The following is a 15,628-nucleotide window of genomic DNA, read 5'->3' on the forward strand; positions in this document are numbered from 1 at the left end:
CGGGCCAAAGGTACTTCGATCAGCAGGAAGCATCATCTTTCTCCGGAGGTACCCGTGCACAGCCTACGGCGCCCGGCCATCGCGGCCGCGGCGGCCATCGCCGCCTTGCTCAGCGCGCCCATCCCCGCGGACGGCGCCACACCGTCCCGGGAGGCCGCGCGCTGCTCGGCCGACGCGTCTCTGCTCGGCTTCAGCGACAGCCTGGACAAGACCACGTTCGAGGGTACGGCTGTCGCCGGCCTGTCCGCGCTGGCGCTGACGAGCCAGTCGAGGGCGCTGGCGCTCGTGGACAACATCGGCACGACGCCCGCCCGGCTCTACGACCTCAACCTCACCCGGGACCTTCGCAGCGCCCGGGTGAGCGGGATGACCACGCTGCTGCGCCCGGACGGCGTGCCGTACACCGGCGCGGACTTCGACGGCGAGGGTCTGGTCGCCGAGCGCGGGGGCCGCACGGTGCTGGCCAGTTCGGAGCGTGAGCCGTCGATTCGGCGGTTCCGGCTTTCCGACGGGCGGGAGGTGGCCTCCTTCCCGGTACCGGACAGGTTCCGGGTCGGCCCGGGCGGGCAGGCCGCGGTCAATCAGACGTTCGAGGCGCTGGCGGCCACGCCCGACGGCCGAGCGCTGTATGCGGGGATGGAGGGGCCGCTGTCCGCCGACGGGCCGGGGCTGCGCATTCTGCGGTATGCGGGCGCGCACGGCCGCGACTACGCTCCGGCCGCGCAGTACGCCTATCGGCCCGACGCCGGACTCGGGCTCGTGGAGCTGGTGGCGCTCGGCGACGACCAGCTGATCGCGCTGGAGCGCGGGTTCACCGCGGGGGTGGGCAACACCGTGCGGCTGTACCGGGTTTCCGCGACCGGCGTCCCGGATGTTTCCGGCGTGGCGTCGCTGTCCACGCTGACCGACCCGCGCGCCTGGCTCGGCAAGCGGCTGCTGCTCGACCTGGCCGACTGCCCGCCGTCCGGGGCCACGGCCAAGCAGCCGCAGCCGAACCCGCTGCTGGACAACGTCGAGGGAATGGCGCTGAGCGAGGACCGCCGCACGCTCTATCTCGTCTCGGACGACAACAACAACCCGGCGCAGGTCACGAGGTTGTACGGCTTGCGCGTGCGGTTGCCCGGCCAGGCTCGGCTGAGCGGCCGGGCGCTGCTGCCGGCCACCGCCTACCAGCCAGGCCCCGTCTCGGGTACGCAGCTGCCGCCGGCCACCGTCAACGGCGTCACCCCGCCCTTCCCCGGCCAGCCGATCCCGGGCTTCTCCGCGGTGATCCCGGCCGTGCCGGGCTCCCACTCCGGCAACCGCCTGCTCGCCATGCCGGACAACGGGTTCGGCGCCAAGAACAACTCCGCCGACTTCCTGCTGCGGGCCTACGTCATCGAGCCGGACCACCGCAGGGGCAAGATCGACCTGCGCGGTCACATCAGCTTCCGTGACCCCGACCGCAAGGTGCCCTTCCCCATCGTCAACCAGGACACCGCCGACCGGCTGCTGACCGGGGCCGATTTCGACGTCGAGTCCCTCGCCTGGGACGCGCGCGGCGATCTGTGGGTGGGTGAGGAGTTCGGCCCGTACCTGCTGCACGTGGACCGGACGGGCAAGGTGCTGGAGGCGCCGATCCCGCTGCCGGACGGCACCAAGTCTCCCCAGTCACCCGACCTGGCCCCCGGTGAGCGGCCCACGCTGCCGGCCAGCGGCGGTTTCGAGGCTCTGGCCGCGAGCAGGAACGGCTGGACCCTCTACCCGATACTGGAGCGCGCGAAGACCGGCGACCCCGACCAGCGGCGGCGGGTGGTTTACGAGTTCGACGTGCGCGCACGGGCCTACACCGGCCGCACCTGGACCTTCCGGGTGGATGATCCGGGACTGTTCGTGGGGGACGCGTCGCTGCTCGACGGGAACCGGCTGCTGCTGATCGAGCGAGACAACGGCATGGGCACCACGGCGCTGGTCAAGCGGTTGATCGTCACCGATCTCGACGCCGCGGGGCCGGGTGGGGTGCTGCCCCGCCGTACCGTCGCGGACCTGCTGCGCATCGCCGACCCCAGGGGCGTGTCGACGCCGGCCCGGCCGGGTGAGTACGGGGTGGGGCCGTTGTTCTCCTTCCCCCTGCAGTCGGTGGAGTCGGTGCTGCCGTTGCACGGCGAGCGCGTCCTGGTCGCCAACGACAACAACTTCCCCGGCAACGACGGGCGCATCCCCGGCAGGCCCGACGACACGGAGGTGATCGTCATCGACGTGCCCGGGTTGCGCGACTAGGGCCTGTGCGGCCTACGGTGCGGCGGGGACGGCGGGCTTGAGGGTCTGCGCGCACCACTGCGCGAACGCGGTGGCCGGGCCCGGCTGCGGCGAGCGGCCGGCGCCGGTAGCGGACCGGACGGCCCAGTTCCTCGGTCATGATGCGGGCCAGGTCGTCGGGCGACAGCTCCTGCGGGCCGAGCACCGGGACACTGCCGGCGCCGGTCCAGGAGCGGTCCAGCAGCAACCCGGCCGCCGTCGCGGCGATGTCGGCGAGGGCCACCAGCGGGGCCGGGCGGTCCGCGGCGGCGGTGTCGGTGAAGACGCCGTTCTCGCGGATCGACTCGGCCTCCTCCAGCAGGTTCTCGGAGAAGGACGGGCAGGCCAGGTCGCGGTAGGCGACCCCGGAGCCGGCGATCAGGTCGTCCATGGCCAGGGAGGCGGTGACCAGCCCGGCCCGGGCGGCCTGCGGGGTGCCGCGGCCGAGCACGTGACGGTCAGCCGCCGGGGACGCTTCACCGGCCCGCTGGACGCGGCCCTGGCCGAGCAGGGGCTCGGCCGGCGGGTCGGCGCCGTCCTGCCCGGACACCTGGCGGCGATGGCGCTGGCCGCGGCCGGCGACGTGGTCTGCCTGGTGCCGGCCGCGCTGCCGGGCGAACCCCCTTCACCACTCAGCGACGCGGCGCACGCGCTGGGTCTCCTGCTGGACATCCCGCTGCCGCTGCCCCCGCTGACGATCGGCATGGCCTGGCACCCCCGCCACGCCGCCGACGGGGGTCACCGCTGGATGCGCGACGCCGTGCGCCGGGTCCTGCGTCCGGGCCACGTGGGGTAGCGCCTAGAACCCGGTGGTTCAGGCGTCGCGGGCCCGCAGGAGTAGCCCTCCCCCCAGCATCGACACGGCTGCCCACACGGCGAGCACACCCAGGCCCGCCCACGGGCCGAGGGGCAGGGCGGAGAGGTCGGCGGTCGCCTGTACGGCGAGCCCGGCGTTCATCGGGGAGATCCGCCAGAGAAGCAGCTGCGCATCCGGGTCGGAGATCAGGAAGGGAAGAACGCCGAGGACGTAGATCAGCCCGAGCACCACCCCGACGGCGGCGGCGGAGTCCCGGACGGCGACGGCGATGCCGAGGCTGAGCAGCGCGATCAAGGCCAGGTAGAGCACCGAGCCCATGGCCGCGCGCAGCGTCGGCCCATCGGCCAGGGACAGCAGCTCCTGGCCATGCGCAGGAGTGAAGCCGTTGCCGGGCAGGATGAGCCGCCCGGCGAGTACGGAGGCCAGCACGGCGGCGGTCCCCGCGGCCAGCGTCACCCCGGTGAGGACGGTGGCCTTGGCCGCCAGAAGCGTGATCCGGCGCGGCATCGCCACCAGGGTGAGGCCGATCATGCCGGTGCTGTACTCGCCGCCGATCGCCAGCACGGCAACGACGACGACGATCGCCTGGCCCGCCTGCACTCCCATGAGACTGAGCTTGGGGACGTCGTAGGCGCACGGCGCCGCCGTACACGAGACCGTCGCGCACGCCGCCGCGCTCACCCCCGCGGTCAGCGCGACCAGGGCGAGCAGCAGCCACCCGATGCCGCCGGACGTGCGGAGTTTGGTCCACTCCGCGTGCAGTGCCGGCTTCATGCGTCCCTCCGGCTCAGATGGAAGGCGGCCGCGGCCAGGGCGAGTACGGCATAGCCGCAGAGGACCGCGAGCCCGGCCCACGGCGGCAGCGGGTAGAAGCCGGCCGACGGCGCGTAGTTGCCGAGAACGTGCGCGTACTCGGGGATGCTCTGCTGGATCGCGAAGCCGGCGGCCGGGGTCAGGCGCAGCAGCCATTGCCCCACGCCCGCGGGCAGGACGGAGGCGGTCGCCAGGATGTGCGGCAGGATGACGAGCGCGATGGCCGCGCTGACCGCCGCGGCGCTGCGCCGGAACAGGGCGCCGAGGGCCAGCGCGAGGACGGCCGCGGCGGCCAGGAATGCCGCCATGCCGACGACGACCCGCAGCTCGGTGAGCCAGGACACCGGAAGGACGACGTTGCCGTTCGCGCGCAGGATCCGGGTGCCGGCGGGGACCACGACGCCGGCGGCGGCCAGCCCGGAGGCGAAGGCGGCCGCTGCGGCGACGATCGCCTTGGCCGCCAGCAGCCGGCCGCGGCGCGGACTGGCGAGCAGGCTGGTGTGGATCAGGCCCCGCCGGTATTCGGTGGTGATGACCGATACCGACACCACGACCAGCGCGATCAGCCCGGCCGGCACACCGGTGAGGGTGTTCGCGATGGTGGGACCGTCCAGGCGCGGCCCGATGTCCCCGGTCCCGGTCACGGTGAACGTGCCGGCGGTCCGGCTGGCGCTGCCCGGGTGGTGGGCCGTCCCGTCGGGATTCAAGGTGGCCGCGACATCGTCGTACGTCCACCCCTCGCCCTGCGGGCCGACCTGGTCGAAGGTGGCGCTCGCCTCGGCGAAGCGCTCCGCGGTGATCGACCCGCCGAGATCGGCCGGCGTCACCGTCAGCGCTCCCGGGGAGGCGGCGAACAGCCCGATGCGCACGGTGGCCGACAGCCCGGCCAGCTCGGCCGTGCCGATCCGGGTCCAGTTCCTGCCGTCGGCGGACTCGAAGCCGGTGATCGTGTCACCCGCTCGGGTCAGCCGCAGCCAGCGCGGCGAGTCCTTGGAGACGCCGCCGGGACGTCCGGCCACGTCGTGGGTGAAGTCGTGCTGCATCCGCACCCCGTGGCCGCCGGTGACCATCACCGCCGCGTAGGCCGATCCCTCCCGGGTCCCGTCTTTGATCATGAGGCCGGCCTTCGCCCACGGCACCACGCCGGAGGCGACGTTGCGGACCCCGGGGATGGCGTCGGGCAGGCGCATCTGGCCGGTCATGGAGGTCACCCGGGCGGTGAGGCTGCCGTCCCCCTGCAGTGGCCGATGGACGAAGAAGAACTTGTCGTTCACCGCTTCGCCGTCCGGGCCCACCGGGACGGCGGGGCAGACCTCGCTCGCGCCCCCGCAGGTGGTGTGGCTGCCGGCCGCGGAGAAGAGGCCGAGCGACACGATGACCAGCGCCGCGACGAGCATGCCGAGCACCCAGCCGCGTACCGTCCTGAACTTGGTCCACTCCGCGCGCACGAGCCGCGCGAAATCCGTCATCGGGTCGCCTCACGGAACTCGACGGCGTCCCCGGTGAGGTCCATGTACGCCGCCTCCAGGCTCGCGCGATGGGCCGCCACCTCGGAAAACGGCACCCCGCCCGCGTTGAGCAGCGCCACGATGCGCTCGGCCGCCAGCCCGGTGACGGTGAGCGTGTCGCCATCCTCGGCGACAGGGGTGGCGCCGGCGTGGGTCAGCACCGCCGCCGCCTGCGGGCGAGCGGGCGTGCGCACCGTGACCCGGCCGCGCGACGCGCGGGCGATCAGGTCGGCCACGCCGGCGTCGGCCAGGACCCGGCCGCGGCCGGCCACCACGAGATGATCGGCGGTGTCCTGCAGCTCGCTCATCAGATGGCTGGACACCAGTACGGCGCGGCCCTGCGCGGCCAGCGAGCGCAGGAGGCCGCGCATCCACACGATGCCCTCGAGGTCCAGGCCGTTGACGGGCTCGTCCAGCATGAGCACCGGCGGGTCCCCCAGCAGCGCCGCGGCGATGCCCAGCCGCTGCCGCATGCCCAGCGAGAAGCCGCCCGCCTTCCTGCGGGCCGCCGACGACAGCCCGACCTCGTCGAGCACCTCGTCCACCCGGCGGGCGCCCAGGCCCTGCGCATGGGCCAGCCACAGCAGATGGTTGCGCGCGGTACGGCCCGGCTGCACGGCACCGGCGTCCAGCAGCGCCCCGACCTGCGTCAGCGGGCGGCGCAGGCTCGCATACACCCGGCCGCCGATCAGCGCGCTGCCCTCCTCGGCCGCGTCCAGGCCGAGGATCACTCGCATCGTCGTGGTCTTGCCCGCCCCGTTGGGCCCGACGAACCCCGTCACCTGCCCGCCCCGGACGGTGAACGACATCCCGTCCAGCGCGGTGGTCTGCCCGAACCGCTTGCGCAGCCCCGACACTTCGATGGTTGCTTGCATGCCGCCCGTTGTACGGATCCGGCCCTAACAGGAGCCGAACGGGGGCCGTCATCTCGCTGTTAGGCGCCACCAGGCATCCTGGAGGGCATGCATCTGCTGCGCCTCCCGGCAACCGTACGCCTGCGGTTCACCGTGTTGTACGGGCTCATGTTCCTGCTGTCGGGGGCCGCGCTGCTGGCCATCACCAACCTCATCGGCGTGGGCGGGCACACCTCCACCCAGCCGGGGCCGCCCATCGAGCAGCTGACCCTGAAGGAGGCTCTGGAGGCCAACAGGCAGTTGGAGGCCCAGCTGTCGCAGGCTCAGGAGGCGCAGTCGAACCAGCTTCTCATCGCCTCGGCGGTCGCGCTCGCCGTCATGATCGTGGTGTCGGGCGTGCTCGGCCGCATGCTGGCCGGCTGGGTGCTCCGCCCGGTGCGGACGATCACCGCGGCCACCCGCAGGATCTCGGCCGAGAACCTGCACGAACGGCTGGCGGCGCCGGGTCCGGCCGACGAGGTGAAGGATCTCGCCGACACCATCGACGCCCTGCTGGAACGCCTGGAGGGCGCCTTCGCGGCGCAGCGCCGCTTCGTCGCCAACGCCTCCCACGAACTACGCACTCCCCTGGCGACCATGCGGGCATCGCTGGACGTGGCCGTGGCCAAGCCGGAACCCGTACCCGCGCAGACGCTCGCGCTGGCCGGCCGGATCCGCGCCGAACTCGACCGGGTCGACCAGCTGCTGGAGGGCTTCCTCACGCTGGCCCGCACCCAGCACGACGCGCTGGCGGAGCGCGCCACGATCTCACTGGGCAGCCTGCTGACGGCGAGCCTGGACGCCAGAGCCGGCGTCATCGCGGCCAAGGGGTTGACCGTCGACGATGACGGCGTCCGGCACGACGCCTGGACGCGGGGGAACCGGACGCTCCTGTCCCGTGTGGTGGACAACGTGATCGACAACGCGATCATCCACAACCGGGACGGCGGCTGGATCCGCGTCGCCGCCACGGCCGGCACCGCGTCGGCGCTGGTCACGGTGGAGACCGGCGGGCAGGTCCTCGACCCGGAGCAGGTGGCGCGGCTGGCCCAGCCGTTCCAGCGGCTGGGCGCCAACCGGACCGGTTCCGGCGACGGCTCCGGGCTCGGACTGTCCATCGTCGCGGCCATCGCGACCGCGCACGGCGGCGACCTGGATCTGCGCGCCCGGCCCGAAGGCGGCCTCCGGGTCGCCGTCTCGCTGCCGCCGGCGGCCGAGCCGGCGGGTGTTCCGGCGTGAGGGTGCTGGTGGTCGAAGACGCCCGGTCGCTCGCCGACGTCGTGGCCGAGGGTCTGCGCGACCAGGGCATGGCCGTGGACCTCGCCTACGACGGCCTGGAGGCGGTGGCCAAGCTCGACCTCAACGCCTACGACGTCGTCGTCCTCGACCGCGACCTGCCGGGGATCCACGGCGACACCCTCTGCCGGCTGATCACCGAGCGCGACGACCGTGTCATGGTCCTGATGCTGACCGCGGCCAGCTCGCCCGGCGACCGGGTCACCGGCCTCACCCTGGGCGCCGACGACTACCTCGCCAAGCCCTTCCACTTCCCCGAGCTGGTCCTGCGCATCCGCTCCCTGGTCCGCCGCCAGCCCGTCGTCCACGCCCGCACCCTGCGTACGGCGGGCCTCGAACTCGACCCGCGGCGCCGCACCGCCACCCGCGACGGCCGTCACCTGGACCTGTCGGTCAAGGAGTTCGCCGTCCTCGAAGCCCTCCTGCGCGCCTCCCCCGCCTTCCTGAGCGCCGAGGACCTGCTCGAACAGGTCTGGGACGAGCACGCCAACCCGTTCACCAACACCGTCACCGTCACCGTCGGCCGCCTGCGCCGCAAGCTCGGCGACCCTGCCGTCATCACCACGACACCAGGAGTGGGCTACCGGATCACCGACCCCCTCTAGTCAGCGCGATCGGGAGGCGATCAGGTCGTGCAGCCGGTGTGCCACGGGATCGTCCGGCCGGGCGGCGAAGGCGATGCGCAGCCAGCCGTCCGCGTCGGCGCGGAGGAGATCGTCGCGGAGGGACGGGTCGGCGCCGCGCTCCAGGAGCAGGCGGATCACCGCGAGGCGTCCGCCCGGGATGGCCCAGTGCAGGCCGGTCCGCCCGAGATACGGCGTGACGTCGGGATGGACGCCGCGGTCGAGGAACCAGCGCACGACCTCGATCCGGCCGTGCTGGCAGGCATGGACGAACGCCTCCGCCACGATCTCCCCCGGATCGTCGCTCGCCGGCAGCCGAGACGGGAAGCCCGCACCGGTGTCGGCGAGGTCGGGGCGGGCCGAGGCGGCGCCCGGCCGGAGGTTGCCGCCGGCGTCGAAACAGGCCCGCACCAGGTCCAGCCGGCCGCAGGCGGCATACGTCCAGAGCGCCCGCGGGACGATGGCCTGCCCCGCGAGCAGGTCGACGACCTCGGTGTAGCCGAGAAGGGCGGCGTTCTCCAGCGGCGTCACGCCCAAGGCCCGGGTGCCGGGGTCGGCGCCGGCGTCGAGCAGCAGGCGCGCGTAAGCGACCCGGTTGGCGCGGGCGGCCCAGGTGAGCGGGACCTCCAGGTTGGTGGCCCGGCCAATCAGGGCATCCACGGAGGCGCGCGGCACGCCCAGCTCCCTGTCCAGCCGGACACCGGGGATCATCTCGGGGCGGGCGAGCATGCGCAGCAGGGCGTCGGCCTGCTCGGCGGTCAGCGCGGCCAGCCGTACGGTGTCGCCGGCCAGCACCGCTTCGGCCTCACGGTGCAGCCGCCGCCGCTCCTGCCGGCGTTCGCCGAGATCACGCCGGGATTTCTCGGTGAACGAAACGAGTTCCCGCCAGGTCGGGAAGCCGAGCTCCCGCGCGATGATCAGCCGCGCGTCCCGCAGCTCGGCACCGGTGGCGCAGGTCGTGGCGGCGTGCCGGGGCACGTAGGCCCGCAGGCGTCGCAGGGCGCCGGGCTCGTCGCGGCGCAACGCCAGCAGGAGCGCCTCGGCCATCCGGGCGTAGATGACCGGCCTGACCCCCAGAAGGCGGGAGACCGGCCGTTCTCCGGTGACGCTCCGGCTTTCGACGTGGGCGCGGAACTCCGCCCAGGCCCGGAATCCGTGTTCCTCTGCGAGCACGAACTGGGCGTCGCTGAGCAGGAACCGCTCGGCGGCCCGTTCGCCCAGCACCTCGCCCACCCGGGCTTCCGCGGCCGCGTCGCCTGCTCCGTACGCGCGAAACAGGTGTTTGGCCTGCTTGCGGTAGTACTCCAGGTTCGGATGAGCCGGCAGCTCGAAGTGTCGATCGGACATCGCACCCTCCTTCGACGCCGGGGTCCGCTTGCCCGGCCGGAAAGAGGTTGATGGTGTCCGGTGCGGTGACGCGCTGCTCGAGGTGGGAAGATCCCTGCCCGCGGACTGGCAGCGCCCTCGCACGCTCCTTTCAGAGTAGGGATCGGCTCCGCGCGGGGGCAACCCGGTTGGAGGAGCTCGGTTCAGCGCGACCGTGCCGCGCCGCCTACCGGGACGTGGGCGGCAACCTCACCCGACGTGGACGATGGGGCGGCGGTCGGGGTCGGGTTCGGCCTGACGGAGGACTTCACGGGTCAGGGGCGGGATGTCGCCGCCGCCGAAGACGAGGTAGCGCAGAAGGGCGCCGATGGGGTTGCCTTCGGCGGCCCAGTGGAAGTAGACGTGCGGGGTTTTGCCGGTCATGTCGCGCAGGTGCAGCAGCAGGGCGGCGATGGAGTTGGCGATCGTGGTGCTGTGCATGCGCAGAATGCGGAAGCCGTGGCGCTCCTCTCCGGTGACGCGGAGCTCCCCCGCGAACTCGGAGGCGTCGGGGACGGTCACCTCCAGGAACAGCAGACCTTCGCCGGTGCGCAACCGGTGCAGCTCCCAGGCTTCCCTGGCCTTGTCGACGTACTCCTTGGCGTCGCGGCCGTGGGGTTCGTTGGCGATGAGATAGAGCTCACCGGCTTCGTTGATGAAGCGGCGGGCCTCGTCGTCCAGGGTGATGCGGGTGACGCGCAGCTCGGTGGAGCGGGTGGCCCGGGAGATGAGCGAGACGACCACGATGGCCAGCACGAACAGCAGGGCGATGACCAGGCCGTCGGGACGTTCGATGATGTTGGCGACAGTGGCGTAGGCGAAGACCAGGGTGACGACGCCGAAGAAGAGGGCGGGACGGGTACGGCGCGCCGCCCAGGCCGACAGCGTGACAGCGACCGCCGCCGACAGGATGAGGGCCAGGACGCCGGTCGCGTAGGCGCCGCCCTGCGCTTCGACCTCGGCGCCGAAGACCACGGTGATCACGAACGCCACGGCGGTGAACACCAGCACCATGGGGCGCGAGGCCCGGGTCCAGTCGGGGGCCATGCCGTACCGGGGAAGGTAGCGGGGGACGATGTTGAGCAGGCCGGCCAGCGCGGAGGCGCCGGCGAACCACAGGATGGCGATGGTGGACAGGTCGTAGGCGGTGCCGAACCAGTCGCCGAGGTAGAGGTGGGCCAGGTAGGCCAGGGCGCGGCCGTTGGCCGAGCCGCCCTCGGCGAACTCCGCGGGCGGGATGAGCACGGTGGTGGCGAAGCTGGAGGTGATCAGGAAGACGCTCATGATGAGCGCGGCCGTGGTCAGCAGCTTGCGCGCGCCCTTGACGCGCTCGGCGACGTCGCCCTTGACCAGCGGCATGACCGCCACGCCCGTCTCGAACCCGGACAGGCCGAGAGCGAGTTTCGGCATCACGTACAGCGCGACCGCGACCATGGCGATCGGGCTGGCGTAGTCGGTGCTCAGGGTGTTCTGCCAGCCGGTCACCTTCTCCGGCGCGGCGAGCACATGCTGTACGGCGGAGCCGACCACGACCACGTTGAGCACGAGGTAGACGGCCACCAGGACGACGGCCACGGAGATCGCCTCGCTGAACCCGGCCAGGAACACCGCGCCCAGGGCGGCGATCAGCACCAGCGTGACCGGCACCTGCCAGCTCTCCAGGAACTCCGGCACGAACGGGTTGTGCAGGATGTGCGCGGTGGCGTCGGCCGCGGACAGGGTGATGGTGACGATGAAGGCGGTGGCCACGAACCCGAGCAGGAACAGCACCAGCAGTTTGCCGCGCCAGCCGGGCAGCAGCCGTTCCAGCATCGACAGCGAGCCCAGCCCGTGCGGGCTCTGCTCGGCCACCGCCCGATAGGTCGGCAGCGCGCCGAAGAGCGTCAGCGCCACGAGAACCAGCGTCGCGATGGGGCTGAGCGCGCCCGCGGCCAGCGCGGCGATGCCCGGCTGGTATCCCAGCGTGGAGAAGTAGTCCACGCCCGTCAGGCACATGACCTGCCACCAGGAGTGCTGGTGCTCGGGAGCCTCTTCATCGTGTGGTGCGCTGGTCAGCCCCTCAGGACGCTTGAGCCCTTTCAGCAGCCATTGCCGCACCTTCCGCTCCCGGACCGTGCCGGCCACCGTGCCACCTCCGCATATGGGGCGAGTCAGACCAGAGCACGCTACTGAGGCCGCAGGTCCGCCGCGCGCACCACAGGCGTCAAGAAAACGTAAATATTGCCTCGCGCAGGTGCGGGCCCGCACTGGTCGGAGAAATCGGGGGCTTTCGCGTCGTCAAGGACGCGGATGCGTCCGTCACCGGCGAGGCGGCCCTGTCACCTTAAGAAAATTAAGATCAACATTGAAGAATATAATATCTTTCGGGTATACTTGTGGATATGACGGATCAGGCGATGGATTGGCAGGAGCTCACGAACCTGACCCGGGGCCAGCCGTTCCATGTCGAGCGGGTGCGCCTGGCGGGCAACGGTGTCGCGATCGAGGGTGAGTTCGAGCTGCCGCAGCTGGCCCAGCTCAGCGTCGAGGATCAGGTTTTCGTCACGGCGTTCGTGCGCTGTCACGGGTCCATCAAGCAGATGGAGCGGATCTTCGGGGTGAGCTATCCGACGATCAAGTCCCGGCTGAACCGGATCTCGCAGATGCTCGACTTCGTGGAGGTCGACCCGGCGCCGCCGCCGAGCGAGGTCCTCGATCGGCTGCGGCGTGGTGAGATCACCGCCGAGCAGGCGGTGACGGAGCTGGAGGGCCGGCCGTGATCCCGCAGCTGGTGAGCGTGCGGGTCAAGCGCCCGGGCCGGCGGCGCGTGCGGCTCTGGGTTCCGGTGGTGCCGGCGGCGCTGCTGCTGTCGCCGATCCTGGCGCTGGCGGTGCTGGGCGGCGTGGTGGCGTGCCTGGTGTATCGCATCGACGCGGTGCGGGCGCTGGTCACGGGCTGGCGGATGGTGTGCGCGCTGCCAGGGACCCGGTTCGACGTGGAGTTCAGCGGTACGGCGGTGCTGGTCGCCGTCCGATAGGAGGGGTTTGTGGTGAACGAACAGCGTAAGGACGTCTTGGGCCTGCTGGCCGAGGGCAAGATCACCGCGGAGGAGGCCGAACGGCTCATCACCGCCTTGGAGCGGGACCAGCTGCCGCGTCCCGGCGCCCGGCCGAAGTATCTGCGGGTGGTGATGCAGTTCGACGAGGGCCAGGGCGAGTCGGGGCGGCTGAACGTGCGGGTGCCGCTGCAGCTGCTGCGCGCCGGTGTCCAGCTGGCCGCCCTGGTCCCGCCGGTGGCGCTGACCCGGGCCAACGCCGAGCTGAGCAAGGCGGGCGTGCCGTTCGACCTGACGCAGCTCAAGCCGGAGCACCTCGAGGCGCTGGTGGAGCACCTCGACGAGACGATCGTGGAACTCGAGCAGTCCGATGGCCACCTGCGGATCTACTGCGAGTAGCCGCCGTCCGGGACGTCAACGAAGGGAGATCCCATGACGAGGCAGCCGATCCACGTGCAGGGCCGGGAGCCCGGGCTGCGTGCCTCCGACGCGGAACGCGACCGGGTCGTCGACCTGCTGCACGGCGCCGTCGCCGACGGCCGGCTCGACCCGGTCGAGTTCGACGAACGCCTGGACTCGGCGCTGACCGCCCGCACCGTCGACGCGCTGGCCCGGCTCACCGCCGACCTGATCACCCTGCCGGGCGACGACGGCCCACCGGCCGAACTGCTCACCATCAAGGAACGGCACGGCCTGGTGCGCCGCGACGGCAGGTGGACGCTGCCCCACCGGCTGGCGGTGCGCACCGCGTGGTCCGAGGTGATGCTGGACCTCACCAAGGCGGTCCGCAGCGCGCCCGAACTCGTCATCCAGCTGCGGGTCAACGGCGGCACCGTCGAGTTGGTCCTCGCACCGGGCATGGTGGTGAACGCCAACGAGCTGTCGGTACGGCACAGCCTGGCCGCGATCGGCAGGGACGCGGGCGACGACACCCCCGAGACCCTGCACGTCCGCTTGGTGGGCCGTATCCGCCACGCCCAGCTCACCACCCGATGGCAGCCTCGGCTTGGCGCTACCTGATGGAGGTGCCGTCGACCAGGGGCAGGGAGATCGAGGTGCCGGCCAGGTCGATGGTGACCTTGGCCCCGGTGCCGGGTTCGGCGTCCTCTCCGCCGGGGTTGCCGGTCACGTCGAGGTTGAAGTCGTCGTTGGTTCCGGTCAGCACCAGGCCGAGGCGGTGGCCGGCTTTGAACTCGTAGTCCTGCGGTTGCAGCTTCCAGGTGATCTGGTATGGCTTGCCCGGTGTCAGCGGGGTGGAGCGGCTGAGCGACTTGTGGTTCTGGGCGTCCAGGATGCCGCGGGTGACCACGTGGAAGCCGGAGGTCGTCGTGTTGTCGGCGGCCTTGACGTAGCAGCCGTCGTCCGCCGGGGTGCTTTGGCCGACGCAGTCTTCACCGGGGACGAGCTTGAGGCCCTGTGAGACCGTCCTGGTGGTCTCGCGGGTGTTGATGCGGGCCTCGCTGCCGTAGTCGACCAGCAGCACGCCCAGGTTGGCGGCGGGCTTGTCCAGCTTGAGCTTCAGGCTCACCGACGCCGTCCCGGACGCCCGGACCGCCTTCTTCAGCGGCGGGGTCAGGTAGGCCAGCCGGTGCGGGCTGGCGGTGGCCGGGCTCTGGGCCGCGGCGATCTCGCTCTGGGGAAGGTCGGTGTAGCTGCCGCCGCCCTGGGACGGCCTGCGCGCCAGGGTGCCGCCGGCCTGCGGGCGCAGGGTCACCGTGCGGGTGCGCGCCGGCCACTCGGACTGGGTGATCCACCGGTCCGGGCCGAGCTGCACATCGACGCGGGGCCGGCGCATGATGTCGTTGTTCACGCCCATGAGTTCGTGGTCGAACCACTGGTTCAGGGTGTTCAGCCACACCTCGCGCCGGGCCCAGAACGGGTCCAGGTGCCCGTACTGGGTCACCCACTTCTTCTGCTGCACGGTGCGCGGCAGCAGCGGCCACCACTGGGAGAACTGGCTGCCCACCACGCTGCGGTCCTGCATGCCCATCACCGAGAAGACGCTGGCGCGCACGTTGCGCGCCTGGGAGACCGTCCCGTTGCGGTAGTTGCGCTCGTGCCAGTAGGCGTTGTAGTTGCCGGTGGCATCGTCGGAGTCGTCCAGCAGCTTCTTGCGCACCGCCGCGCACTTCTCCTCCGGATCGGTGTCGACGTGCTTGGACAGCCACGGCGCCGAGCCCTTGAACCAGATCAGGGTGCCGCCCAGGCGCTGGGACTCGTAGCCGCTGGTGTAGCCGGCGATGTTCACGATCGTCTCCAGCCCCCGCACCCCGGTACCGGCCACGCCGGCGCCGAGCGCGCCTTCGTAGGAGTGGCCGATCATCCCGGTCCGCCCGGTGGTCCAGGTGGCCTTGACCGGCTCGCCCTTGGCGTCGTAGGCGTTCGCGCGGCCGTTCAGCCAGTCGATGACCGCCTTGCCGCCCAGCACGTCGGGGGCGCCGTAGGCGGTCGGGCAGCCGTCCGACAGCCGGGTGCCGATCATGTCCACCGATAGGAACGCATACCCGCGCGGCACGAAGTAGTTGTCGTAGTACATCGGGAACTTCGTCACGTTCCCGTCCGCGTCGTAGGTCTTCTTCTCCAGCTCATAGCCGACGCCGGGGTCGTCGTAGTACGGGCTTTCCTGCATGATCACCGGGACCTTGAGCCCGGACGCGGACTCCTTGGGCCGGATGATGTCCACCCGGATCAGGTCCTTCTTGCCGTCGCCGTCACTGTCCACGCTCGACTGCACCCGCACGTGCTCGCGGATGGCGTCGGCGTAGGAGAAGACGGGCTGCGTCATCCCGCCGGACACCTTGATCTCCGGCTTGTCCGCCGCCGAGGCCGCGGGAGACCCGGCGACCACCAACGTGGTCGCCAGGCAGACAGCGGCGAGAAGCCCTCGCCGTTGCATGCTGGACATGGGCCCTCCAATGGGCTGGTTGTTGTGGTTTTGTGGCATGGCTGTAGAGCGTTTCCGCTTGTCAGCGTGGTGTGACGCCGTCCCGCCGGCCGTTCCG

15 protein-coding genes are annotated in these 15,628 nt (G+C 71.8%); 8 read left to right on the forward strand and 7 right to left on the reverse strand.

Annotated features, from left to right (window positions below; translation table 11 throughout):
- The first annotated feature begins 54 nt into the window (after nt 1–54).
- Entirely contained in the window at nt 55–2,259 is a 2,205-nt protein-coding gene (locus FVE25_RS40760) for an esterase-like activity of phytase family protein (protein WP_157252857.1), read from the forward strand.
- Here FVE25_RS40760 and FVE25_RS40765 read toward each other — a convergent pair.
- Nucleotides 2,231–2,728 carry a Rossmann-fold NAD(P)-binding domain-containing protein gene (locus FVE25_RS40765; RefSeq protein WP_219825875.1) on the reverse strand — a complete coding sequence of 166 codons (498 nt, stop codon included), beginning with the start codon at nt 2,726–2,728 and terminating at the stop codon, nt 2,231–2,233. The two genes, FVE25_RS40760 and FVE25_RS40765, sit on opposite strands and share 29 nt — an antisense overlap.
- On the opposite strand from FVE25_RS40765, the gene FVE25_RS40770 reads away from it, so the two are divergent.
- The gene (locus FVE25_RS40770) at nt 2,729–3,073 is read left to right on the forward strand and encodes a type 2 periplasmic-binding domain-containing protein (RefSeq protein WP_219825876.1); all 345 of its coding nucleotides are present in this window, start codon (nt 2,729–2,731) and stop codon (nt 3,071–3,073) included.
- A gap of 18 nt (nt 3,074–3,091) precedes the next feature.
- On the opposite strand, the gene FVE25_RS40775 is transcribed toward FVE25_RS40770, so the two are convergent.
- The 3 genes from FVE25_RS40775 to FVE25_RS40785 are packed head-to-tail and all read right to left on the reverse strand — an operon-like array spanning nt 3,092 to nt 6,290.
- Nucleotides 3,092–3,868: an ABC transporter permease gene (locus FVE25_RS40775; RefSeq protein ID WP_157252858.1), complete on the reverse strand. Its 777-nt coding sequence runs from the start codon at nt 3,866–3,868 to the stop codon at nt 3,092–3,094.
- The gene (locus FVE25_RS40780) at nt 3,865–5,376 is read right to left on the reverse strand and encodes an ABC transporter permease subunit (RefSeq protein ID WP_157252859.1); all 1,512 of its coding nucleotides are present in this window, start codon (nt 5,374–5,376) and stop codon (nt 3,865–3,867) included. The genes FVE25_RS40775 and FVE25_RS40780 overlap by 4 nt, the downstream gene beginning before the upstream one ends.
- Nucleotides 5,373–6,290: an ATP-binding cassette domain-containing protein gene (locus FVE25_RS40785; RefSeq protein WP_157252860.1), complete on the reverse strand. Its 918-nt coding sequence runs from the start codon at nt 6,288–6,290 to the stop codon at nt 5,373–5,375. Before FVE25_RS40785 ends, FVE25_RS40780 begins: the two co-directional genes overlap by 4 nt.
- An 87-nt stretch (nt 6,291–6,377) precedes the next feature.
- On the opposite strand from FVE25_RS40785, the gene FVE25_RS40790 reads away from it, so the two are divergent.
- Nucleotides 6,378–7,547 carry a sensor histidine kinase gene (locus tag FVE25_RS40790; protein WP_157252861.1) on the forward strand — a complete coding sequence of 390 codons (1,170 nt, stop codon included), beginning with the start codon at nt 6,378–6,380 and terminating at the stop codon, nt 7,545–7,547.
- Nucleotides 7,544–8,209 (forward strand): response regulator transcription factor, encoded by a 666-nt coding sequence (locus FVE25_RS40795; protein ID WP_219825877.1) that lies wholly within the window; start codon nt 7,544–7,546, stop codon nt 8,207–8,209. Before FVE25_RS40790 ends, FVE25_RS40795 begins: the two co-directional genes overlap by 4 nt.
- Here FVE25_RS40795 and FVE25_RS40800 read toward each other — a convergent pair whose 3' ends face one another.
- Nucleotides 8,210–9,574: an ankyrin repeat domain-containing protein gene (locus FVE25_RS40800; protein ID WP_157252862.1), complete on the reverse strand. Its 1,365-nt coding sequence runs from the start codon at nt 9,572–9,574 to the stop codon at nt 8,210–8,212. It abuts the gene before it with no gap.
- 228 nt (nt 9,575–9,802) lie between these two features.
- Nucleotides 9,803–11,716: an APC family permease gene (locus FVE25_RS40805; RefSeq protein WP_157252863.1), complete on the reverse strand. Its 1,914-nt coding sequence runs from the start codon at nt 11,714–11,716 to the stop codon at nt 9,803–9,805.
- A 257-nt stretch (nt 11,717–11,973) separates the two neighbouring features.
- On the opposite strand from FVE25_RS40805, the gene FVE25_RS40810 reads away from it, so the two are divergent.
- From FVE25_RS40810 to FVE25_RS40825, 4 genes are read left to right on the forward strand one after another with little or no spacing between them, the layout of a single operon-like run.
- Nucleotides 11,974–12,351, forward strand: a complete 378-nt coding sequence (locus FVE25_RS40810) for a DUF2089 domain-containing protein (protein WP_219825878.1) — start codon at nt 11,974–11,976, stop codon at nt 12,349–12,351.
- Entirely contained in the window at nt 12,348–12,608 is a 261-nt protein-coding gene (locus FVE25_RS40815; RefSeq protein WP_157252864.1) for a hypothetical protein, read from the forward strand. Before FVE25_RS40810 ends, FVE25_RS40815 begins: the two co-directional genes overlap by 4 nt.
- A gap of 12 nt (nt 12,609–12,620) precedes the next feature.
- Nucleotides 12,621–13,025 (forward strand): SHOCT-like domain-containing protein, encoded by a 405-nt coding sequence (locus FVE25_RS40820; RefSeq protein WP_157252865.1) that lies wholly within the window; start codon nt 12,621–12,623, stop codon nt 13,023–13,025.
- Nucleotides 13,026–13,058: 33 nt separating this feature from the next.
- Nucleotides 13,059–13,646 (forward strand): DUF1707 SHOCT-like domain-containing protein, encoded by a 588-nt coding sequence (locus FVE25_RS40825; RefSeq protein WP_157252866.1) that lies wholly within the window; start codon nt 13,059–13,061, stop codon nt 13,644–13,646.
- On the opposite strand, the gene FVE25_RS40830 is transcribed toward FVE25_RS40825, so the two are convergent.
- Nucleotides 13,639–15,531 (reverse strand): CocE/NonD family hydrolase, encoded by a 1,893-nt coding sequence (locus FVE25_RS40830; RefSeq protein WP_157252867.1) that lies wholly within the window; start codon nt 15,529–15,531, stop codon nt 13,639–13,641. The genes FVE25_RS40825 and FVE25_RS40830 overlap by 8 nt on opposite strands.
- Nucleotides 15,532–15,628: the final 97 nt, after the last annotated feature.

Origin of the sequence: Nonomuraea typhae, from assembly GCF_009760925.1 — a bacterium.
GTDB classification, from domain to species: domain Bacteria; phylum Actinomycetota; class Actinomycetes; order Streptosporangiales; family Streptosporangiaceae; genus Nonomuraea; species Nonomuraea typhae.